Here is a 25,258-nt window from a genome sequence, read left to right on the forward strand (position 1 = left end):
TCGATGGCAAACAAATATCTAAAACCGATGCTGGACACGGGAAGCCCCCGTGTTTTCAACTGCAATGAAATGTCGCGCCGCGTTCTGGCAGTCAACCCAGAGGCGGCCCTTTTCTTTCGCAACAAAGCGCTCAATCAAATTGTTTTGATTAAAGATGCAGTGCCCGAAAACGAACGCGTTGCAGGCATGGTTGCGGTCGGGATGAAGCTTTATTTCCCTTTTAACCAGAACGACATTTATGAAGGTGGACGCACCATTTTTCTGCATAGCAAAGGCGTGGAAAGCGCCATCACGGATTATTGTGGCGAAGGAGCCGTGACGCCTGACTCGCTTGCCCATGATATGAAGATGCTGTCGATTTTGAATCATATTCCTTCTTTGGATCCTTTCTTGATGAAGGATGTTTTTTTGCGCGAGGGCATGACAATTGACGAGGCTTATTTCGAGGTAAGCGCCGAGATGTGGGCTGAAATCGAACTCTTCATGCTTCAAAAGTTTGAGCCGTTGATCATGGCCGCTTTTCCTGAGGCCCAGTCGTCGGATGAGAAGGCGCGTTTACTGATCGACAAGATTTGGGAAGCACGTGACCTTGAGGCGTTGATGCCGCTTATTGAAGGCTTCCGTCTTCCTAAAGAACGTGCTTTGGATATTTTTGCGTCGTGGAAGGGCATTGTTTATTACACCTATCAATATGCGCGGGAGCAGCCTCACTTTGTTGAGCTTTTGAAATGGGTCAAAGATAATGAGACTCTTCCCGCTGGTCTGACGGCTGCCGAGATCAAAGATTTTACAACCATGATGACGATGATCCGCGACCAACTGCGAACGGAGTGGCAAAAGACGGATCAGATCGTAAAGGACTATCAGACCAGCTATGACAAGATGTTTAAGGACAGGACGGGCTCGGCGGATTTCTTGGCCTTTTTGAAAAACAGCGACAAGATTTATTGGGAAATCGGCAACTGCCTTGGCAAGGTCGACCACGCCCTTTATTGCTGGGATGTTATGTCGTCCCGTTATAATGATCGCAAAACGCCGTGGCCCGCTAGTCAGGAAATCTTTCGTTTGTTGGCTCAAGTCTTGGAGCCGGAGAAGAAACAAACAACCAGCGCGGCATGGACGTGACGACCGAACTTTTGATGCCGGCCGGCTCGCTGGAAAAGCTGAAGGTTGCCATTCTTTATGGGGCCGATGCCGTTTATATGGGCACGCCCGACCTGTCGCTGCGCACGCGATCCAATTTTACATTACAGGATGTGGTTGAGGGCGTGGCGTTTGCGCATGCTCATGGCAAACGCGCCTATCTGACGCTCAACCTGTTTGCGCATAACCACGATGTTGAAAAATTGCCGGACTATGTGGAAACGATCCGCAAGGTTGCCCCCGATGGCGTCATTGTCGCGGATCCGGGAGTGTTCCAGTTTGTCCGCAAGAACGCGCCAGATCTAGAGATTCATATCTCGACCCAAGCGAATGTTTGCTCAGCGGCAGCGGTTACGTTTTGGCAAGAGATGGGCGCAAGCCTTGTCGTGCTGGCGCGTGAGGTGTCGTTTGCCGAGCTTAAGGAAATCCGCGCTGCGTGCCCCGATGTGAAGTTGGAAGCCTTTGTCCACGGCGCGATGTGCATGACCTATTCGGGGCGTTGTTTGCTGTCGAACTATTTGGCCGAACGCGGCGCGAACCAAGGCAACTGCGCCAATTCCTGCCGTTGGCATTACAAGGTGCGAATGCGCCTGAAGGACGGCACGCTCAAAGAGCTGGAGTTGAACGAACAGACGCGTGAGCTGTTTGATTTCTTCTTGGTCGAAGAGCAGCGGCCCGATGAGTTTTTAGAAATCGAAGAGAACGAGCGCGGATCGTACATCCTCAACAGCAAGGATTTGTGCTTGATGCCGCGCCTTGACGAGATTTTGGCGATAGGTATCGATTCCTTGAAGGTCGAAGGGCGCAACCGCAGCGCTTATTACGCCGCCGTGACCGCTCGTGCTTATCGCATGGCGATAGACGCGTGGCGGCGCGATCCAGAAGGCTGGCGGCCTGATGACTATATGCGTGGGCTTTTGACGCTGCCGACGCGTGGTTATTCCTTGGCGTTTCATGAAGGCCGCCTCAGCCATCACGCGCATAACTATGAGGACACGCACACGCTGTCCGCGTGGGACTACGCGGGAATCGTGGTCGAGGTAACAGACGACGCCTTTATTTTGGACATTAAAAACAGGCTCTCGCAAGGTGATGTTTTAGAGTTTATTCCTCCCGATGCGGGCGAGCCTTTGTTGCTGCGCATTTATGAGTTTGAGGATATCGCTCATCGTCGCACGACGCATGAGGAAGGCATCCACGCGGGGCAAAAACCGCGCCTGCGGATTCCGTTCTCGTGGTTCCATGAAGAGGACGCCGAGGTAATCAAAAAGCGCTTTCCGCCCTACACAATCGTGCGCAAGGAACGCGCCTTAAGCGAGGATGAAGTGGCGCGTCTTAAGTTGGATAAGGTCGCCTCACAGGTGGAGGTGGGCCGCGCCAACGAAGAGGAATATCAGACGAAGCGCGACGCGCTTGTCGAGGCGTTGCAGGAGACGAACAGCGGCAAGACGTTCCGCTCGCCGCGTTTGGGCGTTGAGGGCTGCTGCGGGCGTGGCTGTAACGGCTGCCAGCATTTCTGGCATGATGAGCGCTTTGCCAAAGCCCGCGATCTTCTCCGCACAAAGAAGCAAGGCGTTTTGCTAAGCGGGGAAGAAGCGAAAATGCCCGAAAAAGGGCTTTAAACGTCAAATTCCTCGCAAACAGGCAAAGTATGCTATAGAAAGGGGCTTGCCCTGTGGTTTCTTTGAGTTTTTTGACAATGAAAAAAATGTTTTCTATCGCTATCGCTGGCCGTCCTAACGTCGGCAAGTCGACTTTGTTCAATCGCCTGATTGGCAAGGCCATGGCGATTATCGATGATCAACCCGGTGTCACGCGCGACTGGCGCGATGGCGAGGGCAAGCTGTTCGACTTGCGCTTTATGCTTTATGACACCGCTGGCCTAGAGGATATGAGGCCGCGTGGCAGCATCGCGGCGCGAACGGCGCAACGCACGAAAGAGGCCATGGCGCGGGTCGACGTCATCATGATGATGGTGGATGGTCGCGCAGGGCTGACAAATGATGATATTTTTATCGCGCGTGAAATCCGCAAGGCGGATCGTCCCATTATCGTGCTGGTCAATAAATGCGAAAGCACGAAGGTGACGGTTGGCTTTAACGAAGCGCTGACGCTGGGCTTTGATCGTGTGATCGCGATCTCGGCCAAGCATGGCGAGGGTCTTGGCGACGTGTATGACGCGCTAAAGGATCTGGCGCCGGAGTCAGCCTTTGAACCTGAGGAGGATGAGGCCACGCCGGACGAAAGTGAAATGCGCCTGCATCTTGCGATTACGGGGCGTCCCAACGCGGGCAAGTCCACGCTCGCCAATCAATTGTTGGGCGAGGAGCGTATGCTCACGGGCCCCGAACCCGGATTGACGCGTGATGCCATTCATATGGAGTTCGCCTATCGCGGCCAGCCTATCCGCCTTGTGGATACGGCGGGTATTCGTCGCCGCTCGCGCATTGATGAGAAGCTGGAGAAAATGAGCGTGCAGGAATCCTTGCGCTCTATCCGTCTTGCGCATGTCGTGATTTTGATGATCGATGCCGATATGCCCTTTGATAAGCAGGATTACACGATCGCGCAGCATGTGGCCGAAGAGGGGCGCGGCCTTGTGATCGCGATCAACAAGTGGGACACGGTCACGGAAAAGACCGCGACGCTTCGCATGATCCAAGCGAAGGTCGAAGCCTCTCTCGCGCAGCTTTCCGGCGTGCCGATTGTGCCGATGTCAGCCTTAAAGGGCGACGGGTTGAACGCTTTGATGAAGGCCGTGTTCCAAGTCTATGAAACATGGAACAAACGCGTCTCGACGGGGCAACTCAACCGCTGGTTTGCGGGCATGCTTGCCGACCATCCGCCTCCCATCGTTGGTGGTGGTCGCGTCAAGCCGCGCTATATCACACAGATGAAGGGGAGGCCTCCCACCTTTGGCATGTGGGGCAATAAGCTGGACAAGCTGCCCGAAAGCTACCTTCGCTTCCTGACGAACGGCCTTCGTCGCGCCTTTGATTTCCAAGGCGTGCCCATTCGCTGGGATCTGAAAAAGGGCGAGAATCCCTATGATAAGAGTTAGCCGCGATGAGCCTTCCGTTTCCTCAAGCCGTTGTCTTTGATTGGGACAATACGCTGATTGATAATTGGGACGCGATCACCGAGGCGCTGAACAAAGTCCGCGCCATGAGCGGCCTTGAAACATGGACGACTCCTGAGGCACGGGTGAAGTCTGCGAGGCCCATGCGCGTTAGTTTCCCCGAATGGTTCGGCGATGCGTGGGAGGCGCGGCGCGATATTTTTTATGCGCATTTTGAATCTGTTCATATCGAAAGGCTGAAGGTCATGGCGGGCGCGCCAGAGCTTTTGGCGTGGCTAGAGGCGCAAAAGATTCCGGCGTTTATCGTCAGCACGAAGAAGAATACTTTGCTGAATAAGGAAATTGATCATCTGGGGTGGCGGCACTATTTTAAGGGTATCGTCGGGGCGCTGGATTGTCCGCGTGATAAGCCCGACAGGATGCCCATCGATCACGCGCTTGCGGCAGCGGGTTTGAAGGCGGATGATCCCGCCAACTGGCTGGTGGGGGATACCCATGCGGATGTTGAGTGTGCCTTGCGCAGCGGTTGTACGCCGGTTCTGATCGGTGATCCGGCCTATGCCGCTAGCCTTGGCATCCGCGCCTCTTTCCCCGATTGCCACGCGCTAAGAAAGTGGCTGGAGGATGCAAGGTGCTTGTGATGGATTTCTGAAAGTAATAAATATAAAAAATTAACCAACATTATTAACGGGTTGTCAACTTATGCTATGAGAGAATGTCTCAACGAAACGAATTTGATCACGTTTTTATTTGGCGAAAGGATAAAAAATGCTAACATCGGCTCATAGCTATCCGCCCTTTTTAAATAGGGGCACTTTTATGGATGTGACTGGAGCCATGTCAACGACAACACCTAAGAAACGCGTTTACGTTCCCCGCGAGCTTTCCCTACCAGAGGGAAGCACGATCTTTGGTTTTGCCTTAGACGAGGTTCCTGATTTAACGGTTGATGATATTGTTAAAAGAGCAGTGAAAATAGGGGCTAAGCCCACTCAATATGATTGGCATTTGCTTGTAAGGTATGGGTTTGATCCTGAAATGCCAAAAAAGCCGCAAGGCGGAGATTCTTTGCTCCATTACAAAACAAACGCTCTCTAACTAATTTCCCGCGCTCGTTTTCTATCATTAATTTTAACGGATGGTTTTTATGACTCATAATGCCTCCCCTCTAGAAAAGCCCAATTGTAATCATGACCGTGCCCAGTTGGCGGCGGCAGCGATCAACGTTTTTTGTCCTGTCGGCAATAAAGAAAAATATCGTGGTAATGCGTTCATGGATTTTATATGGGACTATGATCATTTGCCATATTTTACACTTGAACATGGTCTTTCTGAATTAAAAAGTTCTGGGTATGTTGCTGCCCGTCTTCAGAACGCAAAGATGGATTGTAAATCTGAAAACATGTTTGAACTTGGTCTTTTGCAAATTCATCATAGACTTGGCACAATCGAAACCGTTGCCAAGGATCATAGAGGACTTAGTGGTGTTCAGAACATTCGATTGTCCAAAATGGCGAAAGAACTGGCAGAGGCTAATCGCAGCTTGAAAGCAACTCAAAAAGAGCTTCAAGCAACCAAAGATGAACTTATCAAATCCAAGAAAACCGCCAGAAGGAGATTCTGGGCGGGTGCGGCGCTTTCTGTAACAGGCATTGTTATTGGGGCTGCTATAAAATTTGGCGCTTTCGATAAAGTGGAAAAAAAGGTTGAAGATTTATTCCGTGACGGGCCGCAAAAAGAACATACCCTGAAAGAGCAGCCTTCGCCGACCCTTCCTTTGACGGGGGAGGTTCAGCGTTTTGCGTTGCCGCCTGTTCGCTCGCTCAGAAAAGACAGGGCGATGACAAGCCTGTTTTGCTAGAGAGCAAATCCCGCCGTCCCTCAAAGTGTGAAGACGCTTATAACGGCAGTTTTTCTTCCCAATGGCATTAAGTCGCCAGCCGTGATAACCTTGCTTGACGGTTTATCGTTTTTATAAGGCCTGAAAGCGTGAGCAAAAAACAATTTGAAGAGACGGATCAATCCTTGGACGTTGATGGCGTGCGCCACGGCGTGAGGGCGCTTGTGCTTAAGCCGGTTTTGCGGGTTGAGACTTCCGCCAAAGGAACAACGCGCCAAGTTGCCATGATCCTTGAAGAGGCCGTAGCGCTGGCGCAGGCCATTGATTTAGAGGTTGTCGAGGCTCAATCGTTTAATCTGAACCGTCCGACGCCCGCCACGCTTTTGGGCAGCGGGTTGGTGGAGGAATACGCCGCGCTGATCAAGGAAAGCGAGATTGACCTTGTGGTTGTTGATCATGCGCTATCGCCCGTGCAGCAGCGCAACCTTGAAAAAGCATTTGCCTGCAAGGTCATTGATCGCACCGGCTTGATCTTAGAGATTTTCGGCGCCCGCGCCCGCACGAAGGAAGGCAAGCTGCAGGTTGAGCTGGCGGCGCTATCCTATCAAAAATCGCGTCTTGTGCGCTCATGGACTCACCTTGAGCGGCAGCGCGGCGGCTTTGGCTTTATGGGCGGCCCTGGTGAATCGCAGTTAGAGATTGACCGGCGGCTGATTACGCAGCGCATTGTCAAACTGAAGGACGAGCTTGATCAGGTGCGGCGCACGCGCGGCCTTGGGCGCGAGGCGCGGCAGAAGGCCGAGCATCCGACCATCGCGCTTGTGGGCTATACCAACGCGGGCAAATCGACGTTGTTCAATCGCCTGACGGCCTCGGACGTGATGGCCAAGGATATGCTGTTCGCGACGCTGGACACCTCTATGCGCGGGCTGAAGCTGCCCAGCGGGCGACAGGTGATCATGTCCGACACGGTTGGCTTTATATCGGATTTGCCGACGCACTTGATTGACGCCTTTCGCGCAACGCTAGAGGAAGTGCAGTTCGCCGACGTGATCCTTCATATTCGCGATGTGACCCATCCCGAAGCGCGATCGCAAAAAGAAGCTGTCGAACAGATCCTCGCCGATTTGGGGATTGAGGAGGACGATGCTCGTTTGATCGAGGTGATGAATAAGGCCGATTTGCTTGACCCCGATGAGCGCGACAATTTGCGCGACTTCGCGCAGCGCCAGTCGTGGGATAGCCAGAACGCGCTTATCTTGGAGGGCGTAAATCCACAGGCGCGGGGCGGCGTTGTGGCCGTGTCGGCGCTCACGGGCGAGGGGATTGATGCTCTCCTTGCGTTGCTTGAAGAGCAGTTGGCGGCGCGGACGAAAGTGTATGATATAGACTTGCCGCTCAGCGAAGGCGCGGCGTTCGCATGGCTTTATGGGCATGGGCGCGTTATTGAAAAGCAGGACAAGCGCGCCAAAGTGCTGCTAAAAGTTACTTTAGAACCGGCTGATTTCGGAAGGTTTATCAGCAAGTTTGGGAAGATTGCTCATGTTAAAGATAAAGAGTGATGAGGTTGAAAAAGCCATTGTCGACGTTGCCGATCAATTCATCGTGCCGCGCTTTCGCAACCTGAAAGCGGGGGAGATTCACTTCAAAGGCGAGGACGACCCCTATACAATTGCCGACAAAGAGGCCGAATTAGCCCTGTCAGAGCGCCTTTTGGCCCTGTTACCCCCCTCAAAAGTGGTGGGAGAGGAGGCTTTCGCCTCTGATTCGGGTCTTTTGGGGCATTTTTCTGGCGATTCGCCCGTCTGGATCATCGATCCGGTGGATGGAACCAAGGCTTTTATAGCTGGTGAGCCGGTTTATGGCGTCATTGTTGCCCTGACGGAACAAAATCAAACGATTGCGGCATGGCTTTATGATCCGACCTCAAGAGAGTTCATCACGGCGGAAAAAGGCGCTGGCGCGTATTACAAGGGGCAGCGCCTTAGCGTTCTGCCGCCTGCTCCTATCGCGCAGATGTCGGGCGTTATCGGGGCGCGGATCATCGATGCTTTCCATGCGTGCGCGGAAAACGCACCCACCGAGAAGCCAACCTTTCACCGGATGCTGTCATCGTGTCATGACTATGCCCGCCTTGTGGTGGGGGGGCCGCATTTTTCGCGGCGGACGACGCAGGCTCATTTTCATACGTGGTTGAACAGCTGCACGCCTTGGGACTGCGCGGCGGGGATTTTGATTCATGGCGAGGCGGGCGGCCACACGGCGCATTGGAACGGCGATCCGTTCCAGCCCTCGCATTATCAGCGCGGCCTCCTCAGCGCCCCCGACCCCGATAGCTGGCACGCCTTGCGAGGCTGGATTTCCCAGTTTTGTGAAATGCCGGAATAGGGGCTACTACATCGCGCCCGCTTCGGCCCACTTGCGCTGCCAACGGCGGTTGAAGACATAGAGGGCGGCCGCCAGCGCGGCGAGTGCCAGCAAATAGACCCTTACATTCACAAACATGATCGGGACGAAAACGATAATGCCGATGGCGCGTCCCGTTGCCATGTAAACCTCGCTCCACATCATCGTGGCATAGCTTTGCATTTCGTAAAGGCCAGAGGCTAAAGCCCCATTGGAAAAGTTCATACCAATGCCATAGAGGATAAGAAAGGCGAGAAAGACAAGACTAAGCGATGGGTCTATCGCTAGGATAAGCATTGCAACGCCGATAAAACCAAGGCCTATCGCATAGCCGTGATGTCTGTGATTATGCGCAATCTTGCCGACAAGCGGGGACAGAAACGCCATAAGGACAAGGCGGGCGATAAGGATCGTCGCCATAATCGTTGGCGAAATCCCGACCAAAAACATCAGGGCGGCAAAGGTGAAGCTAGAGGCTTCGAAGAGGCTTTGCGAGATAATGCGTCGCGCCATATAGGGATTGTCGCGCGCCGTGTCTTTGCATTCCTTGATATAACCTGTGACGGTTTTTTGGCGAACGCAACGCGAGGTCAGCAAGAAACAACCCGTCCCTGTCATAAGGGAGGAAAGGGCGAGGGTGATGGCAACCAGCGGATTGGCTTCTTTCAGATAATGCGCGGCGAATAAAGCCGTCGCCACACCGCTCAACAACATGAAGAATTGCGAAAGCGCGACTTCAAATCCCCGATTGTCTTTGGTCGTGTTTTGAACCATGGCGATGTGATGGGCTGTCCAAAAAGGAGCCAGCACGATGCCTGCGGCAAGGCCTCGCCAAAACGGTTGGGCGGGGGCGATGAGATAGCCCGCGATAGCAGCCATTTGGAAAGCAAAGATAAAGAAGCGCCACTTCATGCCGTCCGCGACGCTAAAGCCCATGTAGAGAAGCGGCCAATAGATAAAACCCGCCAACAAAAGCGCGGGCGCGAAATAGGAGACTAAAGAGCCATACCCGCCCGCGCTTAGGTCATAGGATGAGAAAACATTGACGAGGCCAAAACCGAACACGCCCAAAAATGTGCCCAGAAGGACAAGCGTGCGTTTGATGTCTTTAAACGGATCGAAATAAGTGCGCTTGGCGGCGTGACGAGGTTTGCTCGCGGGCATGATGATAGGTCTTTCAAATAAACTTCGATAAAAGGGGGATAACAGAAAAAGAAAGAATCAAAAAGAGATTTAGAGCCGAACCATTTAATTTCCGTATTTCTCCCGCCGTCCTTGCGAGGAGCCTTGAAAAGGCGACGCGGCAATCCATCTCCTGAAGAAACAAACAAAACCAATGGTGGAAAGTACAGGAGATGGATTGCCGCGCTCCCGTTGGTCGCTCGCAATGACGCGGGATATTATGGAAACTATTCGGTTTGACTATAGAACCTATTCTTCCAAAGCCGACAGGACGAGCGAGAGGCCTTCGATGACGGCTTGGTGGCGGATTTCGTGGCGGTCGCCTTTCAGGTTGCTTTGAACATGGACGTGCCGTCCATCGCGCGTTGCCACGCCAAAAAAGACAAGGCCGACGGGCTTGATCTCTGTGCCGCCATTCGGCCCCGCCACGCCCGTGACGGACAGCGCGATGTCGGCGTGCGAATAGGCCAGCGCTCCGGCGGCCATGTCGTCGGCGATTTCCGCGCTGACCGCGCCAAAGACGTTGAGGCGGTCGGGCAGCACGCCTAGCAAATCTGTTTTGGCGTTGTTGTCATAGGTGACGAAGCCCCGATCAAACGTGGCCGATGCGCCAGAGATGGAAGTCAGCGCCGCCGCAATCAGGCCGCCTGTGCAGGACTCGGCGGTCACGATCTTTTTGCCTTTTTGCGTTCCGGCTTCAATGACCTGAAAGGCGAGGCGTTCGATATCGTCTAACATCCGCATGGCGTGGGCTCCTTTTCGCGATTAGAGTCTTAAGTCATTAGATCAAACACTCTGTTTCGATTTCGTCATCCCCGCGAAAGCGGGGATCCCGTTTTCTTTTTTTCAAAGTTCAACAAGCAGCTATGGTATTAACGGCGATTATGTAAAACAAACTGGATCCCCGCTTTCGCGGGGATGACGCTAAGGGATAACGCGTTGTTGTATGATCTTACTTTCGTTCTCATTAATAGCATCCCTAAATCCTGACTCCTGAATGCTGAATCCTTGGCTTATCCTTCAAACCTTACCGTAGCGATGGCCTGCGCCGCAAGCCCTTCGCCGCGTCCCGTAAAACCAAGGCGCTCGGTCGTTGTGGCCTTCAGGCTCACGCGCCCCTCATTGACTTCCAACAATTCGGCAAGGCGCTTTTGCATCGCGGCGCGGTGAGGATTGAGCTTTGGTTCCTCGCCCATCAAGATCACATCGACATGCGCGATCATCCCGCCGCGCTCGTTGATCATTTGAACGACATGGCGCACGAAAAGGGCGCTGTCCGCGCCTTTCCATTGTGGGTCAGAGGGCGGAAAATGCGTGCCGATATCCCCCGCTGCCATCGTGCCCAGCAGCGCGTCCGTGATGGCGTGAAGGATCACGTCGGCGTCCGAATGGCCTTCCAGTGTTTTCGTGTGAGGGATGGCAAGGCCGCCCAGATGAATCACGTTGCCGTCAATCAGGCGATGCACGTCAAAGCCCATCCCTGTGCGAATGTCGCCAAAGTTTTGGCCGAGCAAACGCGCCGCACGACCCAGATCGTCGGGATTGGTGATTTTCATATTGTCGGGGTTCGAGGGAACGAGGGTCACGCTCATACCTGCTTTCTCCGCCACGGCGGCATCGTCGGTGAGTTGTTGGCCGATGGTGGCCTGATGCGCTTTTAAAATCGCGCCAAAGTGAAAGGCTTGCGGCGTGTGCGCTTGCCACAGGTTCGCGCGGTCGATGGTGTTTACTATTATTTGGTCTGCGACTACTCTGCGGGCGCTGTCGCTCCCGCAACCGTGACTGCAGACGGGCGCGCCCTTCTTCAACGTATCGACAAGCGGCTTGGCGGCAATCGCGCCCTCGGCGCTGTCCAGCGCTTTGCGTACCGCCGTGATCGTCACGGTATCGATAAGCGGTCGTGCCGCATCATGGATCATTACGAAGTCGGGCGGGTTCTCTTGTGCGGCTAGCGCTTCAAGACCAAGGCGCACGCTATCCTGCCTTGTCGCGCCACCATGAACGGGGGAGGGGAGATCAAGCCCCGCCACGGCGCGGTCGTACAGATTGCGGTGCTGCGGGCTGATGACTATCTGCACGTCCGTGATGTGGGGATGGTTCAAAAAGGCAAGGATTGAGCGGCGCAAAATCGGCATACCGCCGATGTCCTGATACTGCTTGGGGATCGGACTGCCAAAACGCGAGCCAGAGCCAGCCGCGACGATCAGCGCTGTTGTACGGGTCATAAGGGATTCTCTTCGTGAACAAAAAGGGGAGTGTAATCATTCCAAGACGAGGAGGAAAGGGGGTTAACCATACAAGGTGCTTTCTCTTTGCGGCTAAGAGCGATAAAATCATTCGATAAGAGTGGAAAAGACAAGGGGGTAGGATGACAGCGCTTGGAAAAGATCCGGAGTCTCGTGTTCACCGGTTTTGGCGTGAGCCTGCGAAGAAGGCGTGTTGTGGTGCAGGCCTTGCGGCGGTAAGCGCGGGCATGATTTGGCAAAGGGAGCCGCTGTGGAAGGCTATTTCATCGGCAACGTCCCTTCCACTGCCTGCGGCTGAGCAGCTCTGGTGGATGGGGGCGATGACCGCCTTGGCGGCGGCGGGCTGCTGTTTTTGGGAGGCTAACCAAGCCTATAAGATTCATAAACGCCGGAAACACGACGTGGCAGACATGGCAAAATACCGCGACGAAAGAAAAATAACATTAACCTAGTTTATTTCCTTGACATAGGGGGACAATTCTGCTATTGACATTGCTACGCGGAGCTTTGCCCCTTTAACATTGCCTCTTTTTTAGGCAAATGCTATTGGGGTTTTTGCTTTTTGAACCCCCGAAAAAATGAATCCTGAATGCTAAATCCTGAATCCTTTGAAGGCCTGACGATGCCTCGACCTCTTGCGCCCATCCAGCTGGGGCGTGAGGTGATTGACGTGCCTGTTATCCTTGCGCCGATGGCAGGCGTGACAGACAGGCCTTTTCGCACGCTGGTGCGGCGGTTCGGCGCGGGCCTTGTGGTGTCCGAGATGATCGCCAGCCAAGCGATGATCCGCCATGTGCGCAAAACGATGCAGATGATCATGCCTGCGGATAAGGACGATATCCTGACGGTGCAACTGGCGGGCAGCGATGTGGCCGTGATGACTGAGGCCGCGAAGCTGAACGCGGATCGCGGCGCGCGGATACTGGATATCAACTTTGGCTGCCCCGCCAAAAAGATCGTGAGCGGTGAGGCGGGTAGCGCTCTGATGAAGGACGAGGTGAAGGCGGCGCGGATTATGGAGGCTCTTGTTAAGGCGGTGTCCATTCCTGTGACTGTCAAGATGCGCCTTGGCTGGAGTCACGAGAATCTGAACGCGCCTCGCCTTGCGAAAATCGCGCAGGAGTCCGGTATTCAGATGGTTACGGTGCATGGCCGCACGCGCCAGCAATTCTATGGCGGGCAAGCGGATTGGGCGGCGATCCGCGCGGTGAAGGAGGCGGTGAGCCTTCCCGTTATTGCGAATGGCGATATTCGTGGGATTGAGGATGTTGTGGAGGCTCTCACGCTTTCCGGCGCGGATGGCGTGATGATTGGGCGCGGCGCCTACGGCAAGCCGTGGCTTTTGCGGCAGTTGATGGATTTTATGACGACGGGGAAGATTTCTCCTGCGCCCGATGCCGCGGCTTTGCGTGCCCTTGTGCTGGCACATTTCGAGGACATGCTGGAGACGTATGGCGAGTATTCGGGCCTGCGGATCGCAAGGAAGCATATGGGGTGGTACAGCAAAGGCATGGTGGACGCGGCGGAGTTTCGCGGCGTGGTCAATCATGCCAGCGAAGCGAGCGAGGCGAGGCGGATGATTGAGGGGTTCTTTTAGGGGTCAGAGTTCAGAGTTCAGAGTTCAGAGTTCAGAGTTCAGAGTTCAGAGTTCAGAGTTCAGAGTTCAGAGTTCAGAGTAAAGAACCTTGATAGTCATTTCTCATGTCCGTCATCCCGCACAGCGGATGGTGCGAAAGCGCCAGACGCGTGATGCGGGATCCACAGAGGACTGGGCAGTGAACGAACGAAAGAGATGGCGGTAAGGAAAACTGGATCCCACGTCCATTTTCTTTCGCCCAAATGGGCGAAGAGAAAATGTCTTGGGATGACGGTAGAAAGAAAGGGGCGAGCATGACGGGATTACACGAAAGCGAGAAAAAGGCTGGATTAGCCGCGTCGGTCGAGCGTCACTTGAGCGCCTATTTCGCGGCGCATGAGGGGGCTTTGCCCGCTTCGGGCCTGTATGATCGCGTCCTGCATGAGATCGAAACGCCGTTGATCGTTCTGGCCCTTGAGGCCTGCGCGGGAAACCAGATTCGCGCTGCCGCTCTTTTGGGCTTGAACCGTAACACGCTTCGCAAGAAGATGTCCGAGCGGGGGATTACCGCCTTGCGGGGCCGAGTCCAAAGACGGCAAAGGGAAGAAGGAAAAAAGATATGATCAGGATCTTTGAAAAAAGCCTTCGCTCTTTGTCCGGTTGGTTTACGCGCCATGGCGTGCGCGACAATCTGGCGCTCTTCTTGTCGATTGCCGCCATCGTTTTGGGCGCATCGACCTATGCCGCTATGACGCGCTCGCCCTTTTTCGGCAGCGATCCGACGACCGTTACCGTTTTGCTGCTGTCGGATTTGGGAGTCATGCTGCTGCTTGGCACGCTTGTCGCGCAACGAATCTGGGTGATCTGGGGCAAGCGGCGCAAGAATATGGCGGCCTCGCGCCTTCATGTGCGGGTTGTGTCGGTTTTCACCATGCTGGCCGCTGCGCCCGCCGTGCTGGTTGCCATGTTCGCGGGTGTGTTCTTTTACTATGGCGTCGAGGCTTGGTTTTCCGACCGCGTCCATACCGCCTTGGATGAATCGCAAGCTGTCGCGCAAGCGTACCTGAAAGAGCATCAGCAGGTTCTTCGCGCCGACGCGATGGCGATGGCGAACGATTTGAACCGTAACGCTGTGCGCTTGGCCGAGGATCCCGTGCGTCTTGCGCAGGCGGTATCGGCACAGGCTTATTTAAGATCGCTGACCGAGGTGATCGTCTTTGATGGGGCAGGGAAGATCCTCGCGCGGTCGGGTTTGACTTTCGCGTTGTCGTTTGAGCCGATCACGGACGAGATGCGCGAGCGCGCCCGTGCGGGCGAAGTGGTATTGGTCGTTAGCGATAACGATGACCGCGTGCGCGCGCTTTTGCGGCTGGATAACTTCGTCGATACCTATTTGTTTGTCGGGCGTCTTGTCGAGCCAAAAGTGCTGGCGCACATGGAAACGACGCAAAAGGCCGTGACCGAGTATAATAATTTAAAGGAGCATAGCTCTGGCATTCGCGTGATGATTACGGTGATTTTTGTTGTCGTCGCGCTTCTGTTGCTGTTGACGGCGGTGTGGTTCGGTTTGAATTTCGCCTCTAGTCTTGTGCGGCCTATCAGTGCACTCATCGGCGCGACGGATCGTGTGCGTCATGGTGATCTAACCGCGCGGGTCGAAGAGACTGAGGATCAAAAGAGCGATGATGAGCTGGCCTTGCTGGGCCGCGCGTTCAACCGCATGACGGGGCAGTTGGAGGGCCAGCGTAGCGAGCTGGTAGAGGCCAACCGTCAGCTTGACCTTCGCCGTCGTTTTACCGAAGCGGTTTTGGAAGGCGTATCGGCGGGCGTGATCGGCCTTGATGCGCAGTTTTGTATCCAGATGATGAACGCACGGGCGATGGAGTTCTTTCAGATTACGAACGATGAGGCTTTGGCGGGGCATCCGTTGAAGGTTATCGCGCCGGAGATTGAGGCTCTTTTGGTCGCTATGCCTCATAGCGCCAAGATGAAGGATGGCGAGGTCGAGATTAAGCGGACGGGCCATTCGCCGCGCACGCTGTTGGTGAGGCTTGCCTCTGAGATGGCAGGTGGTGAGGTGCGCGGCTATGTCGTGACGTTTGATGATGTGACCGAGCTGGTTTTGGCGCAGCGCAAGGCCGCATGGGCCGACGTCGCACGGCGCATCGCTCATGAGATCAAGAATCCGTTGACGCCCATTCAGCTTTCGGCGGAGCGCCTTCGCCGGAAGTACATGAGCGAGATCACGACGGATCCCGAAGTCTTTGCGACCTGCACCGACACGATCATTCGCCATGTGGAGGATATTGGCCGCATGGTGGATGAGTTTTCGGACTTTGCCCGTATGCCTACCCCTGTCATTCGGCGCAATGATGTTCGGGCGCTGTGCAGGCAGATGCTGTTTTTGCAAAGCTCCACGCGGGCGGATATCCGGTACTTCCAAAGCTTGCCGGATGACAAGGTGATGGCCGATTGCGATGAGCGGCAGCTGGCGCAGGCGTTGACCAACCTTTTGAAGAATGCCGCCGAGGCTATCGACGGGCGGCCTTTGCCCAAGGGGGATGAGCGGTTGCCAGCGGGCGAAATTATCCTGACTTTGAGCGTTGAGGACGGCATGATGACGCTTAGCGTCGCAGATAACGGGCGCGGCCTTCCGGTGGAGGAGCGCGAGAAGCTGACGGAGCCGTATGTCACAACGCGCAGTAAGGGGACGGGGCTAGGTCTTGCCATCGTCAAAAAGATTATGGAAGATCATGGCGGTAGCCTGACCTTGCAAGACCGGACAGGTGGCGGCGCGGTGATCGCCCTCACATGGCCGCAGTGGCAGAAGACGGCAAGCAGTGAGGGGGAGGCGGAGGTTTAATGGTTTTTAAGGATTTTGGAGTAGAATGTTTTTAGAAGAGTTTTATTAAGACGCCTCCTTTGGGGCGCTCTAACTTCCTTTCAGGAAAGGCTGCTATCATGAAACGTCTCATTTCTTCTCTTTCTTTAGTCGCGCTTATGGCCTTGTCGAGCGGGGCATATGCCGGTGCGCCTATTCAGATGCTGCCGCCTTTGCAGGATGATCTCACTGGGGCAGGGGGCCAAGCGGATAATTGCTCTTCAGTAACCGATAATAAAGTTCTAACATGGAATGGCTCTACTGCTATCAAGTGTCGAAGTGGTCTTGTGGTTAATAGCACGACGGGTCGTGTGGTCTCGTCAATGGGCTTAAATGTTGGAACGGCTTCCTCTGGGGGAGATTTGTATGTTGGAGCTACCAATGCAGCGAACGAGGGGGCTCAATTAACGTTGGAGGGCGCTGGGACGTACGACACATGGTATCCCGACGTTTTTCAGCACAATTTACGTTTTTTGACAAACTCGGCCAATACCAATCAGGTGCAAATATCTAATATTGGAACTGGCGCGGCGGGATTGTACGTTGAAGGTAATGTTGGGATTGGAACGGCAGCGCCAGCGGCTAAACTGGATGTTGCGGGTGCGGTGAATGCTTCTGGCAGCATGAAAATTGGAGCTGACGCGGCGGCTTGTTCGGCGGCTAAAGCGGGGACGATAAGATGGACGGGCACAGCCTTCCAAGGGTGTAATGGAACGGCGTGGACAAGTATTGGCGGTGGAACCCTGTCCTGCAGCGTGGTGGGGAATTCGGGCGTTGCTCCTCACTATGTGTCGACGGCTACTTGCAATGCCGATGAAACCCTTACAGGTGGGGGCGGGTACATCCCTAATCCTATTGCTAACCGTGGGTTTATTCATCAAACAAATCCAAGTGGACAAAGCTGGATTGTAGATGCTTTCACGTACACTTATGGTGGGGATGTGCCAACAACAGCCTATGCCATTTGCTGTAAGGTTCAGTAAGGGCATCGTTTAGTTTTTTGAACGAAGTGGTGATTGAGGGGGCCGATCCTTTAAATGGGGTCGGCCCTTTTTCTGGAGTGGGTCGTGAGGGCGGAGAGGGATGACGGAAGGGAAGGGGCATTCAGGATTCGGGATTCAGCATTCAGGAAAAGACTGCGGTGCAGTCCTACTCTGAATCCTTATTATACCAACGGCACGATGACGTGACTCATTAAGATAGAAAACAAACGGGATTCCCGCTTGCGCGGGAATGACGGATTTATTTTTAATATCAATCCACAAGCGTCATCCCCGCGAAGGCGGGGATCCCGTTTTCTTATTTTTCTTTGTGGATCAGTTCAAAAGGCGGTTGGTATCACGCTTCCTTTTTCAGGCCCGCTTCTTCGATGGTTTCATCAAGCTCGATGACGTGTTCGTTGATGGCGCTCATCGTCGTGATCAGCTCGTTGATGATCTCGGTCTTTCTGTCTTCGGCTTCGTCGCTGGTGGCGGCGCTCTTGATTTCGTCTGTGGCCTCGCGGATTTTTTTGTCCATGACCACAAGGCGCGTCTCCAGCTGGTCTTTTTGCTGAATGACCAGTTGCGCCAGTTGATCGTGCATGGCCTCGATTTGCACGACGGCCTCATGCCATTGGCCTTGAAGCTCCTTCATGATGTCTTCGGTCTGTTGCAAGATGAGAGCCTTGGTTTCCTGTCCGCCCATCGCGGAATCGGAAGATGCGCTGCCAGCATAAAGTGGCAATTGCGTGAGCGTCGGAACCAGCTGCCCCAGCTGCCCCGCGACGGTTCCCAGCGTACCCGTCAGTTGCCCCAGCATGCCAAGGCGCTGCATGACGCTATCGACTTGCTCGGCGATGGTGGTGAGTTTGGTAAAGCTTTGCGCCGCCCATTGCTCGGTTTTGCCGAAGGTCGTCGTCGCCTGCTGCTCAAAGCGGGTGCTAAGGTCATTAATGGTGTCGCTGAAATGATTGCGTGTGGCCGTCAGCTTTTCTTGCTCGCTCTTAAGGGCTGTGACGGTTTGCGAGAGGGTTGAGGTTGTCGTTGTCGCTTGCTGCGCCATTGTCTGTCCGTGGACGGAAAGCGCTTCGATATGCGTTTCGGCGCTTTGCGCTTGCTGCTGGATTTGAACCTCTAGCCGTTGCATGAGCGCATGGCTCTTTTCTGCCAGCGTTTGCGCGGCGCTGAAGCTCATCTGGCTGTTTTGGTGAACGGTTGCCAACAGCTGGTCGTTGTTCGCGTGCAAATCGGCCAAAAGTGTGCTGATCAGCGTGCCATCGCGGCGCACCTGCGCCGTGGCATCACTCATCGAGCGCTGAGCGGCGTCGAAGCTGGAGACAATGGATTCCATACGATGCGTGGCGGTCACGACTTGCTCGCTCAGGCCCTCATGCCTATCGGCGATGGCATTGACGGCCTGTTCCATCTTTTGGGCGCTGATCTCGGTCCGCGTGGCCAAAGACGCCATGTTTTCTTCGGCATTGATGGTGCTGGCCAGTCTGCTTTCGGCGCGTTCGATGATTTGCTGTAGATGCGTTTCGCCGCGTCCGAGCGTCGCGACGGCATCACTAAAGTTGCTTTTGACGGTTTGTGTCGTGTCGCCCAAAAGCTTGCCGCTGGCTTGAACCAGATTGAGGGCGGCGAACATGCGCTCGCCCATCTGGTTTGTTGCCCCTGCCAGCTGTTGCGTGACTTGCTCGCTGCGCGCGGCACTAGCGTGTAGCGTGCCTTCGGCCTTGACCAGTGTTTGTAGGGATTGCGCGACTTGCGTGCCCGCCAGTTGCGTGACCTCTGCCATATTCTGGATGCGCTCTTGTAACGCGGGGACGAGCTTGCCGATTTGAGCAACGCCTTTTTCTTGCGTCTGGGCAAGGTTGTCGCTGGCGTCAATGAGGGTTCTGGCAAGCGCCTGCATCGTTTCTCCATTTGACGCGCCGCGCTCTTGCAATTGGGTCAGTGTCGCGTTGAGGCGCGAGGTCAGGGACAAAAGCGTCTCCTGTTGCAGACCCATCATGTTGGTGAAGCTAGACGAGCTTTGCTTTGTTGTATCAAGATGATCCGTGAGGTTTTTGATCAAGGATTGGAAGAGAGAGCGTTGCTCACCATCCACTTTAACGCGCACGGGGCCGTCTTCGCCCATAATGGAAAAGTCGGGCATTTGAATAAAGGCAAGGCGCGCCTTTTCAATCATGCGGGCCAGATCGCCAATCGCATCGCGGCGCTCGATGCCCCAGATGGCGGTTTGATCCGAGCCTTTGAGCATGTTGTCGATGCACTGCGTCAGTTTGCCCAAAGGCTCTGCCTGCCGCGTTTTATAGGTGTAATAGAGGCTGCCGCCAAGAAGGGCGGTTATGATCAAACTGCTCCATGTCATGAGCATAAGCGCGAGGCTCCAAAGCTTGATCGAGTCCTGCGCCGTTTTCCGTTGCGTGGCCGCTGCTGTTTGCAAGCGCGAGTCGAGCGTCGTCAGGGCACTGGTGGCCGTCAGGAGATCGGCGTTGGTCAGGCCGTTGCTCATGGCGTCGTTCTGATCGGCCTTGGCAATGAGCGAGGCAAAGATATCGAGGATAGCTTTGATGTCGCGGCGCGTGGCGGCGGGCGCTTTGTCAGCAAGGCGCATCGAGGCTTCTTGCGCGGTTTTAAAGTTCATGCGCATGTCGGCCAGTGCGGCGCGGTCGCCGTTGTTCATATAGGTTTGCGCAGAACCCAGAAAGCCGCTGTAGCCTAGCGCGACGATAGTTTTCTCATACGTTTCTTGATCGGGGGTGAAGGCGGAATCCGGCGCGGCCAGCGTGGTTTCGTAGCGATCCAGTTGATATTTGACATAGCCTGTGCCCGCCATCGCGGCCAGACAAAGCCCCATAAACGCAACAAGAATCAGGGAAGAAAACGAGCCGGAGGAAGAGGAGACTTCATGGGTCATGGGGCACTCACCAACGAGGAAAAAGACGGTTCTTAAAGAAAGCGCATAAAGTTAACGGATTTTTTCGAATCAGTCAAAGAATTAGTCAAAAAAGTAAGGCGGCTCAAAGAGGTTGGTCGTTTTCCTCATCCGGTGGGTGAGCGGGGCATGGGCCTACAACATAAACTGTTCCCGAATGATGCGCTCCCCTAGATGTTGATCGGGATCGAAGAGAAGGGTGAACGCTGTCTCGCTATCAAGGCTTAAGCGAGCCGAAAGAACGTTATGGATATTTTCCGTTCCGGCTTCGACGCGAACGGGGCGCTTTTCATGTTCGACCACTTTGATGTCGATCACGGCGTTTTGCGGCAAGACGGCATATGACCAGCGGCGCGGGCGAAAGCCGCAGATTGCGGTCATCACCAGTGTATTGGAGTCGAGCGGCATGATGGGGCCTCCCGCCGAATGGTTGTAGGCGGTGCTGCCCGCTGGCGTCGAGATCAGGAGGCCATCGCCGCTATAGCGGTGGATACGCTCAATGCCATCGATGCACACCTGAAGCTTGGCAGACTGCGGAGAGTCGCGCAGGAACGAGATTTCGTTGATGGCCAAGGCTGCGTGGGTCTGGCCGCCTGTCGTCGTGCATTCGACTTTAAGGGGGTGGAGAGTCACGCTTTGGGCGCGTTCAATCCTCTCGATCAGGTTTTGCGGGTTGTAGTCGTTGCACAAAAAGCCAACCGACTGCGTGCGCCTAAGGGCAAAGACCCGTTTGTTGCCATGAAGGGACGCGTGCAGGGTTTTAAGAACCTGACCGTCTCCGCCCATCACGACCAAGGTGTCAGCCTCTTCGACGGGGACATGGTCGTAGAGCCTTTCAAGATCAAGAAGCGATTCTTGCGCCAAAGGCGTAGGGGAGGCGACAAAGGCGATTTTCATGGCAACCTGATGACTAAAAGAATAGGGATGTTAACCCCTCATTAATGATCAATTAACGGTTGCTGCGCAACTGTAAATGTGAGGGGCGGTCTTTTTTTGTACCATGAGTCGCCGCCCTGTTGAATTATGGGCGCAGAAGGGGATTTTATGCAGATAGACTTGCGTGTTCTTGAGCTTTTGTCCTCGAAGATTTGCCATGATCTGATCAGTCCCGTGAGCGCCATTAACAATGGCGTTGAGCTTATTGAGGATATTGGCGAAACCGTCGTCGATGAGGCCATGAAGCTGATCGCGGATAGCGCCAGCGTTTCCTCGCGCCGCCTCAAGCTCTTTAGGATCGCCTATGGCCGCGCGGGGAGCGAGGAAAGCCTTCCCGTTAAAGATGTTCGCCTTGTGGCGGCGCAGTATTTTGAGGTAGGCAAGATCAAGCTTCATTGGGATGAGGCGCTGGCGCTGTCCGATTTGTCGGAGAAGCGCGGGGCTTTGAAGACGCTTATTAACATGCTTCTTCTAAGCGAGGAGGTCTTGGCCTATGGCGGGACGATTACCTTGCAACGAATCGAGGGGGAGGGCACACTTGGCTGTCGTTTGGAGATTGTCGGAAAGTCGGCGCAGTTATCGCCCTCTTTTGGGGATGCTTTAAACGGCATCACGCCTGTCGAAGACCTCACGCCGCGAACGATCCAGTCCTATATGACGGGCCGATTTGCCTCTACTTTTGACCTGTCTATCCTTCCTTCCTCTCCTTGTCCTGATCAGCTGGATTTGACGCTGCTGGTCAAGGCTCCTGAATACGATAGCGACCGCCCCTTATAAGGGTTTTTTTAAGATTTGTTCACCATGATCACCGCAGAACGATTTTGTTGGTGATTCTGTCTAACTAAAGGGCCTTGAAAATGGATGATCTGTTAAGAGAGTTTTTGACGGAGACTCATGAGAGCATCGCTCAACTTGACGTTGAGTTGGTCAGGCTTGAGCAAAATCCCAACGATCCTTCCTTGATCGGCAGCATTTTTCGGCTGGTTCATACGGTTAAAGGGACGTGCGGCTTTTTGGGGCTGCCCCGTTTGGAAAAAGTTGCCCATTCGGGCGAGAACATTTTAGGCAAATTCCGCGATGGTCAGCTTAAGGTTACGCCGCGCGCTGTGACACTTATTCTGCGCTCTATCGATGCGATCAAATACCTTTTGTCTGTTTTGGAAGAAACGGAAGCCGAAGCTCCTGGCGATGATAGCGTGTTGATTGCCGAATTGGACGCTATGGCCGAAGGGCGAGGGGAAGAATCGTCTGCGCCCGTTGAGGCCGCCGCGCCTCCTGCGATGGAGCCTTCGGCTTCGCCCGTTCAAGAGACAACGCCTCCTGCCGCCGAGGCGGATGCCTTTGGCTTTGTGCCTGTTCGCGCCGAAGATACGGGTCTGAATATGAAGGAGACTAAAATGTCGGAACAACCATCTCAGCAAGCGACCGTTCCCGCCCCGATGGATGCCAAGAAAGATGCTGAACCCGCTGGCGGAGAGGGCGGTATCAAGGAGTCGGCGGTTTCGTCGCAGACGATCCGCGTGAGCGTCGATCAGCTTGAGAATTTGATGGTGATTGCCAGCGAGTTGGTTTTGACCCGTAATCAGCTGAACCAGATTTCCCGCACGCAAAAGGACAATCCTTTTGCCACGTCTTTGCAGCGCTTGAGCCATGTGACCTCGGAGCTGCAAGAGGGTGTGATGAAGACGCGCATGCAGCCGATTGGCAATGCTTGGTCGAAACTGCCGCGTATTATTCGCGATTTGTCTTTGGAGCTAGGCAAAAAGATTGATCTTCAAATGCTGGGGGCAGAAACCGAGCTGGATCGTCAGGTCTTGGAGCTTATTAAGGATCCGTTGACCCATATGGTGCGTAACTCGGCTGATCATGGCATTGAGATTCCGTCGGATCGCGCTATGGCTGGAAAGCCGGAGACGGGCGTTGTTTTGCTGAACGCTTTTCATGAAGGCGGGCATATCATCATCGAGATTTCCGACGATGGGCGCGGCTTATCGATGAACAGGATCAAGGCCAAGATTGTCCAGAACGGGATGGCCAGTGAAAACGAAGTTGCGACGATGAGTGAGCAACAGATTATGCAGTATATTTTTAAGCCTGGTTTTTCTACGGCGACGCAGATTACAGCCGTGTCAGGCCGTGGCGTGGGCATGGACGTTGTCAAAACGAACATTGAGAAAATCGGCGGGACGGTTGATCTTCAATCAACGGAAGGTAAGGGCTCGCGTTTCTTGATTAAGATTCCTTTGACGTTGGCGATTGTCTCGGCTCTCATTGTGGAATGTGCCGGTGAGCGGTTCGCTATTCCCCAAATCAGCGTTGTCGAGCTTGTTCATGCCTCGGCTCATAGTGAGTATAGGGTGGAGCGGATTAACGATACCCCTGTTCTTCGTCTGCGCAATCGTTTGCTGCCGCTTGTTTCTCTGCGCCGTGCGCTTAAGCTCGGCGAAGGCAAAAAAGATGAGGAAATGTCCTTTATCGTTGTGGTTCAGGTCGGTAGCTCAAGCTTCGGCATTATCGTGGACCGCGTATTCGATACGGAAGAAATCGTGGTCAAACCCGTTTCCCCGATCTTGCGTAACATCACCATGTTCTCGGGCAACACCATTTTGGGGGATGGCAGCGTCGTCATGATCCTTGATCCAAACGGCGTTGCGACGCACGCGGGCGAGATTCACACGACAGCGGATTCAACACTGAAGCATCATGCGGCCTCTGGTCATGGGCGCGTTTCGTCCAAACAATCGTTGTTGTTGTTCCGTGCGGGTGGTGAAGCCCCCAAGGCTGTTTCCCTTTCGTTGGTTGCGCGCCTTGAGGAAATTGATCTGACCAGCGTTGAGTATTCGGATGACAAACCCGTTGTGCAGTATCGCGGAAAACTTATGCCCCTCGTGCCGCTTGATGAATCTTTCAAGCTTGGCAAGGAGGGGATGCAGCCTATCTTGGTGTTCAGTGATCATGAGCGCAGCATGGGGCTGATTGTCGATGAAATCATCGATATCATTGAGGATCAGGTTGAGGTCAATGTGGCGGCGCATCATCCCGGATGTCTGGGGAGTGCGATCATCGCGGGGAAGGCCACGGATATTATCGACACGGGCCATTATCTGGCGCAGGCCTACCAAGACTGGTTCGGATCGCAGCAAGACTCTTCCTTTGGGACTGAGCAATTGCACCGTGTCTTGCTTGTGGATGACAGTCCCTTTTTCCGCAACCTATTAACGCCGCTTCTTATGGTGGCTGGGTATACGGTGACAACGGCAGAAAATGCGGCGCAGGCTCTTAAGCTTCGCGAAGAAGGCGAAGAGTTTGATGTGATCGTCAGCGATATTGAAATGCCCGGTATGAATGGTTTTGATTTTGCCGCAGCGGTTCGCAAGGACGGCGGCAAATGGGGCGAGCTTCCCTTCATCGCTTTGTCATCGCATGCTACGCCACGCGATATTGAGCAGGGACGTCGGGCAGGCTTCACGGATTATGTTGCCAAGTTTAACAGAGAGGCCTTGCTCTCAACGCTTCAACAAACTCTCAGCACAATAAGGGTGAACGCATGAGCGAAAACAACCTTCCCGTGAAATCCGATAAACCGCTTCCTGCTGTTGTGGATAGCGCTTCGGGACGTGAGTTTGTGACGATGTATATCGAAGGGCAGCTTTTCGGTATCCCTGTCCTTCAGGTTCAAGATGTTTTGGAGCCACTAAAGATCACGCGTGTTCCTTTGTCGCCACGCGAGGTCGCTGGTTCTTTAAACCTTCGTGGACGCATCGTCACGGCCATTGACGTTCGTACGCGACTTGGACTTTCGCCGCGTGAAGGTAATGTCAAGTGCATGAGCGTTGTCGTGGAGTCAGGTGGTGAGTTTTACAGCCTGATCGTTGACCAAGTTGGAGAAGTGATGACGCTTGCCGCCGCTGAGTTTGAAAAAACGCCCGCCACGCTTGACGACCGTTGGCGCGAAATAGCGGACGGTATTTATAGACTTCAGGAATCCCTTTTGGTGGTTATTGATGTCAAAAGGCTGTTACGTTTAGAAGAATTAACGGCAGCTTAA

General features: G+C 54.3%; 21 protein-coding genes. 16 read left to right on the forward strand and 5 right to left on the reverse strand.

Going from position 1 to position 25,258, the window contains the following annotated elements; translation table 11 throughout:
• Positions 1-3 precede the first annotated feature (3 nt).
• The 8 genes from WC612_03115 to WC612_03150 all read left to right on the forward strand — a co-directional run bounded on the left by WC612_03115 (position 4) and on the right by WC612_03150 (position 8,450).
• Entirely contained in the window at positions 4-1,125 is a 1,122-nt protein-coding gene (locus WC612_03115; GenBank protein MFA6279768.1) for a hypothetical protein, read from the forward strand.
• The gene (locus WC612_03120; protein MFA6279769.1) at positions 1,122-2,765 is read left to right on the forward strand and encodes a U32 family peptidase; all 1,644 of its coding nucleotides are present in this window, start codon (positions 1,122-1,124) and stop codon (positions 2,763-2,765) included. Before WC612_03115 ends, WC612_03120 begins: the two co-directional genes overlap by 4 nt.
• Before the next feature lie 86 nt (positions 2,766-2,851).
• Positions 2,852-4,204 (forward strand): ribosome biogenesis GTPase Der, encoded by a 1,353-nt coding sequence (der, locus tag WC612_03125; protein ID MFA6279770.1) that lies wholly within the window; start codon positions 2,852-2,854, stop codon positions 4,202-4,204.
• Between the two features lie 5 nt (positions 4,205-4,209).
• Positions 4,210-4,863 (forward strand): HAD family hydrolase, encoded by a 654-nt coding sequence (locus WC612_03130; GenBank protein ID MFA6279771.1) that lies wholly within the window; start codon positions 4,210-4,212, stop codon positions 4,861-4,863.
• A 178-nt stretch (positions 4,864-5,041) separates the two neighbouring features.
• Complete coding sequence (locus WC612_03135; GenBank protein MFA6279772.1) at positions 5,042-5,320, forward strand: hypothetical protein; 279 nt, start codon at positions 5,042-5,044, stop codon at positions 5,318-5,320.
• A gap of 49 nt (positions 5,321-5,369) precedes the next feature.
• Positions 5,370-6,083, forward strand: coding sequence for a hypothetical protein (locus tag WC612_03140; protein MFA6279773.1), 714 nt, complete (start codon positions 5,370-5,372; stop codon positions 6,081-6,083).
• A 128-nt stretch (positions 6,084-6,211) separates the two neighbouring features.
• Positions 6,212-7,624, forward strand: coding sequence for a GTPase HflX (gene hflX, locus WC612_03145; protein ID MFA6279774.1), 1,413 nt, complete (start codon positions 6,212-6,214; stop codon positions 7,622-7,624).
• A complete protein-coding gene (locus WC612_03150) occupies positions 7,605-8,450 on the forward strand; it encodes an inositol monophosphatase (GenBank protein ID MFA6279775.1) in 846 nt (281 codons plus the stop codon). Before hflX ends, WC612_03150 begins: the two co-directional genes overlap by 20 nt.
• 6 nt (positions 8,451-8,456) lie before the next feature.
• Here WC612_03150 and WC612_03155 read toward each other — a convergent pair whose 3' ends face one another.
• From WC612_03155 to WC612_03165, 3 genes are all read right to left on the reverse strand, one after another.
• On the reverse strand, positions 8,457-9,632 hold the full coding sequence (locus WC612_03155) for a hypothetical protein (protein ID MFA6279776.1): 1,176 nt from the start codon (positions 9,630-9,632) through the stop codon (positions 8,457-8,459).
• Positions 9,633-9,899: 267 nt separating this feature from the next.
• A complete protein-coding gene (locus WC612_03160; GenBank protein ID MFA6279777.1) occupies positions 9,900-10,394 on the reverse strand; it encodes a CinA family protein in 495 nt (164 codons plus the stop codon).
• A 269-nt stretch (positions 10,395-10,663) separates the two neighbouring features.
• A complete protein-coding gene (locus WC612_03165) occupies positions 10,664-11,875 on the reverse strand; it encodes a bifunctional 2-C-methyl-D-erythritol 4-phosphate cytidylyltransferase/2-C-methyl-D-erythritol 2,4-cyclodiphosphate synthase (protein MFA6279778.1) in 1,212 nt (403 codons plus the stop codon).
• Between the two features lie 143 nt (positions 11,876-12,018).
• On the opposite strand from WC612_03165, the gene WC612_03170 reads away from it, so the two are divergent.
• From WC612_03170 to WC612_03190, 5 genes are all read left to right on the forward strand, one after another.
• On the forward strand, positions 12,019-12,348 hold the full coding sequence (locus WC612_03170) for a hypothetical protein (GenBank protein MFA6279779.1): 330 nt from the start codon (positions 12,019-12,021) through the stop codon (positions 12,346-12,348).
• A gap of 137 nt (positions 12,349-12,485) precedes the next feature.
• Positions 12,486-13,493, forward strand: coding sequence for a tRNA dihydrouridine synthase DusB (gene dusB / locus WC612_03175; protein ID MFA6279780.1), 1,008 nt, complete (start codon positions 12,486-12,488; stop codon positions 13,491-13,493).
• A gap of 293 nt (positions 13,494-13,786) precedes the next feature.
• Positions 13,787-14,095 carry a helix-turn-helix domain-containing protein gene (locus WC612_03180; GenBank protein ID MFA6279781.1) on the forward strand — a complete coding sequence of 103 codons (309 nt, stop codon included), beginning with the start codon at positions 13,787-13,789 and terminating at the stop codon, positions 14,093-14,095.
• On the forward strand, positions 14,092-16,335 hold the full coding sequence (locus WC612_03185; GenBank protein MFA6279782.1) for a PAS domain-containing sensor histidine kinase: 2,244 nt from the start codon (positions 14,092-14,094) through the stop codon (positions 16,333-16,335). Before WC612_03180 ends, WC612_03185 begins: the two co-directional genes overlap by 4 nt.
• A gap of 98 nt (positions 16,336-16,433) precedes the next feature.
• A complete protein-coding gene (locus tag WC612_03190; GenBank protein ID MFA6279783.1) occupies positions 16,434-17,336 on the forward strand; it encodes a hypothetical protein in 903 nt (300 codons plus the stop codon).
• A gap of 355 nt (positions 17,337-17,691) precedes the next feature.
• Here the strand turns inward: WC612_03190 and WC612_03195 are convergent, their stop codons facing one another.
• Together WC612_03195 and WC612_03200 are read right to left on the reverse strand one after the other, a co-directional pair.
• Complete coding sequence (locus WC612_03195) at positions 17,692-20,256, reverse strand: hypothetical protein (GenBank protein ID MFA6279784.1); 2,565 nt, start codon at positions 20,254-20,256, stop codon at positions 17,692-17,694.
• A 153-nt stretch (positions 20,257-20,409) separates the two neighbouring features.
• On the reverse strand, positions 20,410-21,171 hold the full coding sequence (locus WC612_03200) for an NAD kinase (protein ID MFA6279785.1): 762 nt from the start codon (positions 21,169-21,171) through the stop codon (positions 20,410-20,412).
• A 147-nt stretch (positions 21,172-21,318) separates the two neighbouring features.
• Between WC612_03200 and WC612_03205 the strand changes: the two genes are divergently transcribed.
• From WC612_03205 to WC612_03215, 3 genes are all read left to right on the forward strand, one after another.
• Positions 21,319-21,987 carry a histidine phosphotransferase family protein gene (locus WC612_03205; protein ID MFA6279786.1) on the forward strand — a complete coding sequence of 223 codons (669 nt, stop codon included), beginning with the start codon at positions 21,319-21,321 and terminating at the stop codon, positions 21,985-21,987.
• An 80-nt stretch (positions 21,988-22,067) separates the two neighbouring features.
• Entirely contained in the window at positions 22,068-24,761 is a 2,694-nt protein-coding gene (locus WC612_03210; protein MFA6279787.1) for a chemotaxis protein CheW, read from the forward strand.
• Positions 24,758-25,258: a chemotaxis protein CheW gene (locus WC612_03215; protein ID MFA6279788.1), complete on the forward strand. Its 501-nt coding sequence runs from the start codon at positions 24,758-24,760 to the stop codon at positions 25,256-25,258. The genes WC612_03210 and WC612_03215 overlap by 4 nt, the downstream gene beginning before the upstream one ends.

Source organism: Bdellovibrionales bacterium, assembly GCA_041662785.1.
GTDB lineage: Bacteria > Pseudomonadota > Alphaproteobacteria > UBA9219 > UBA9219 > UBA8914.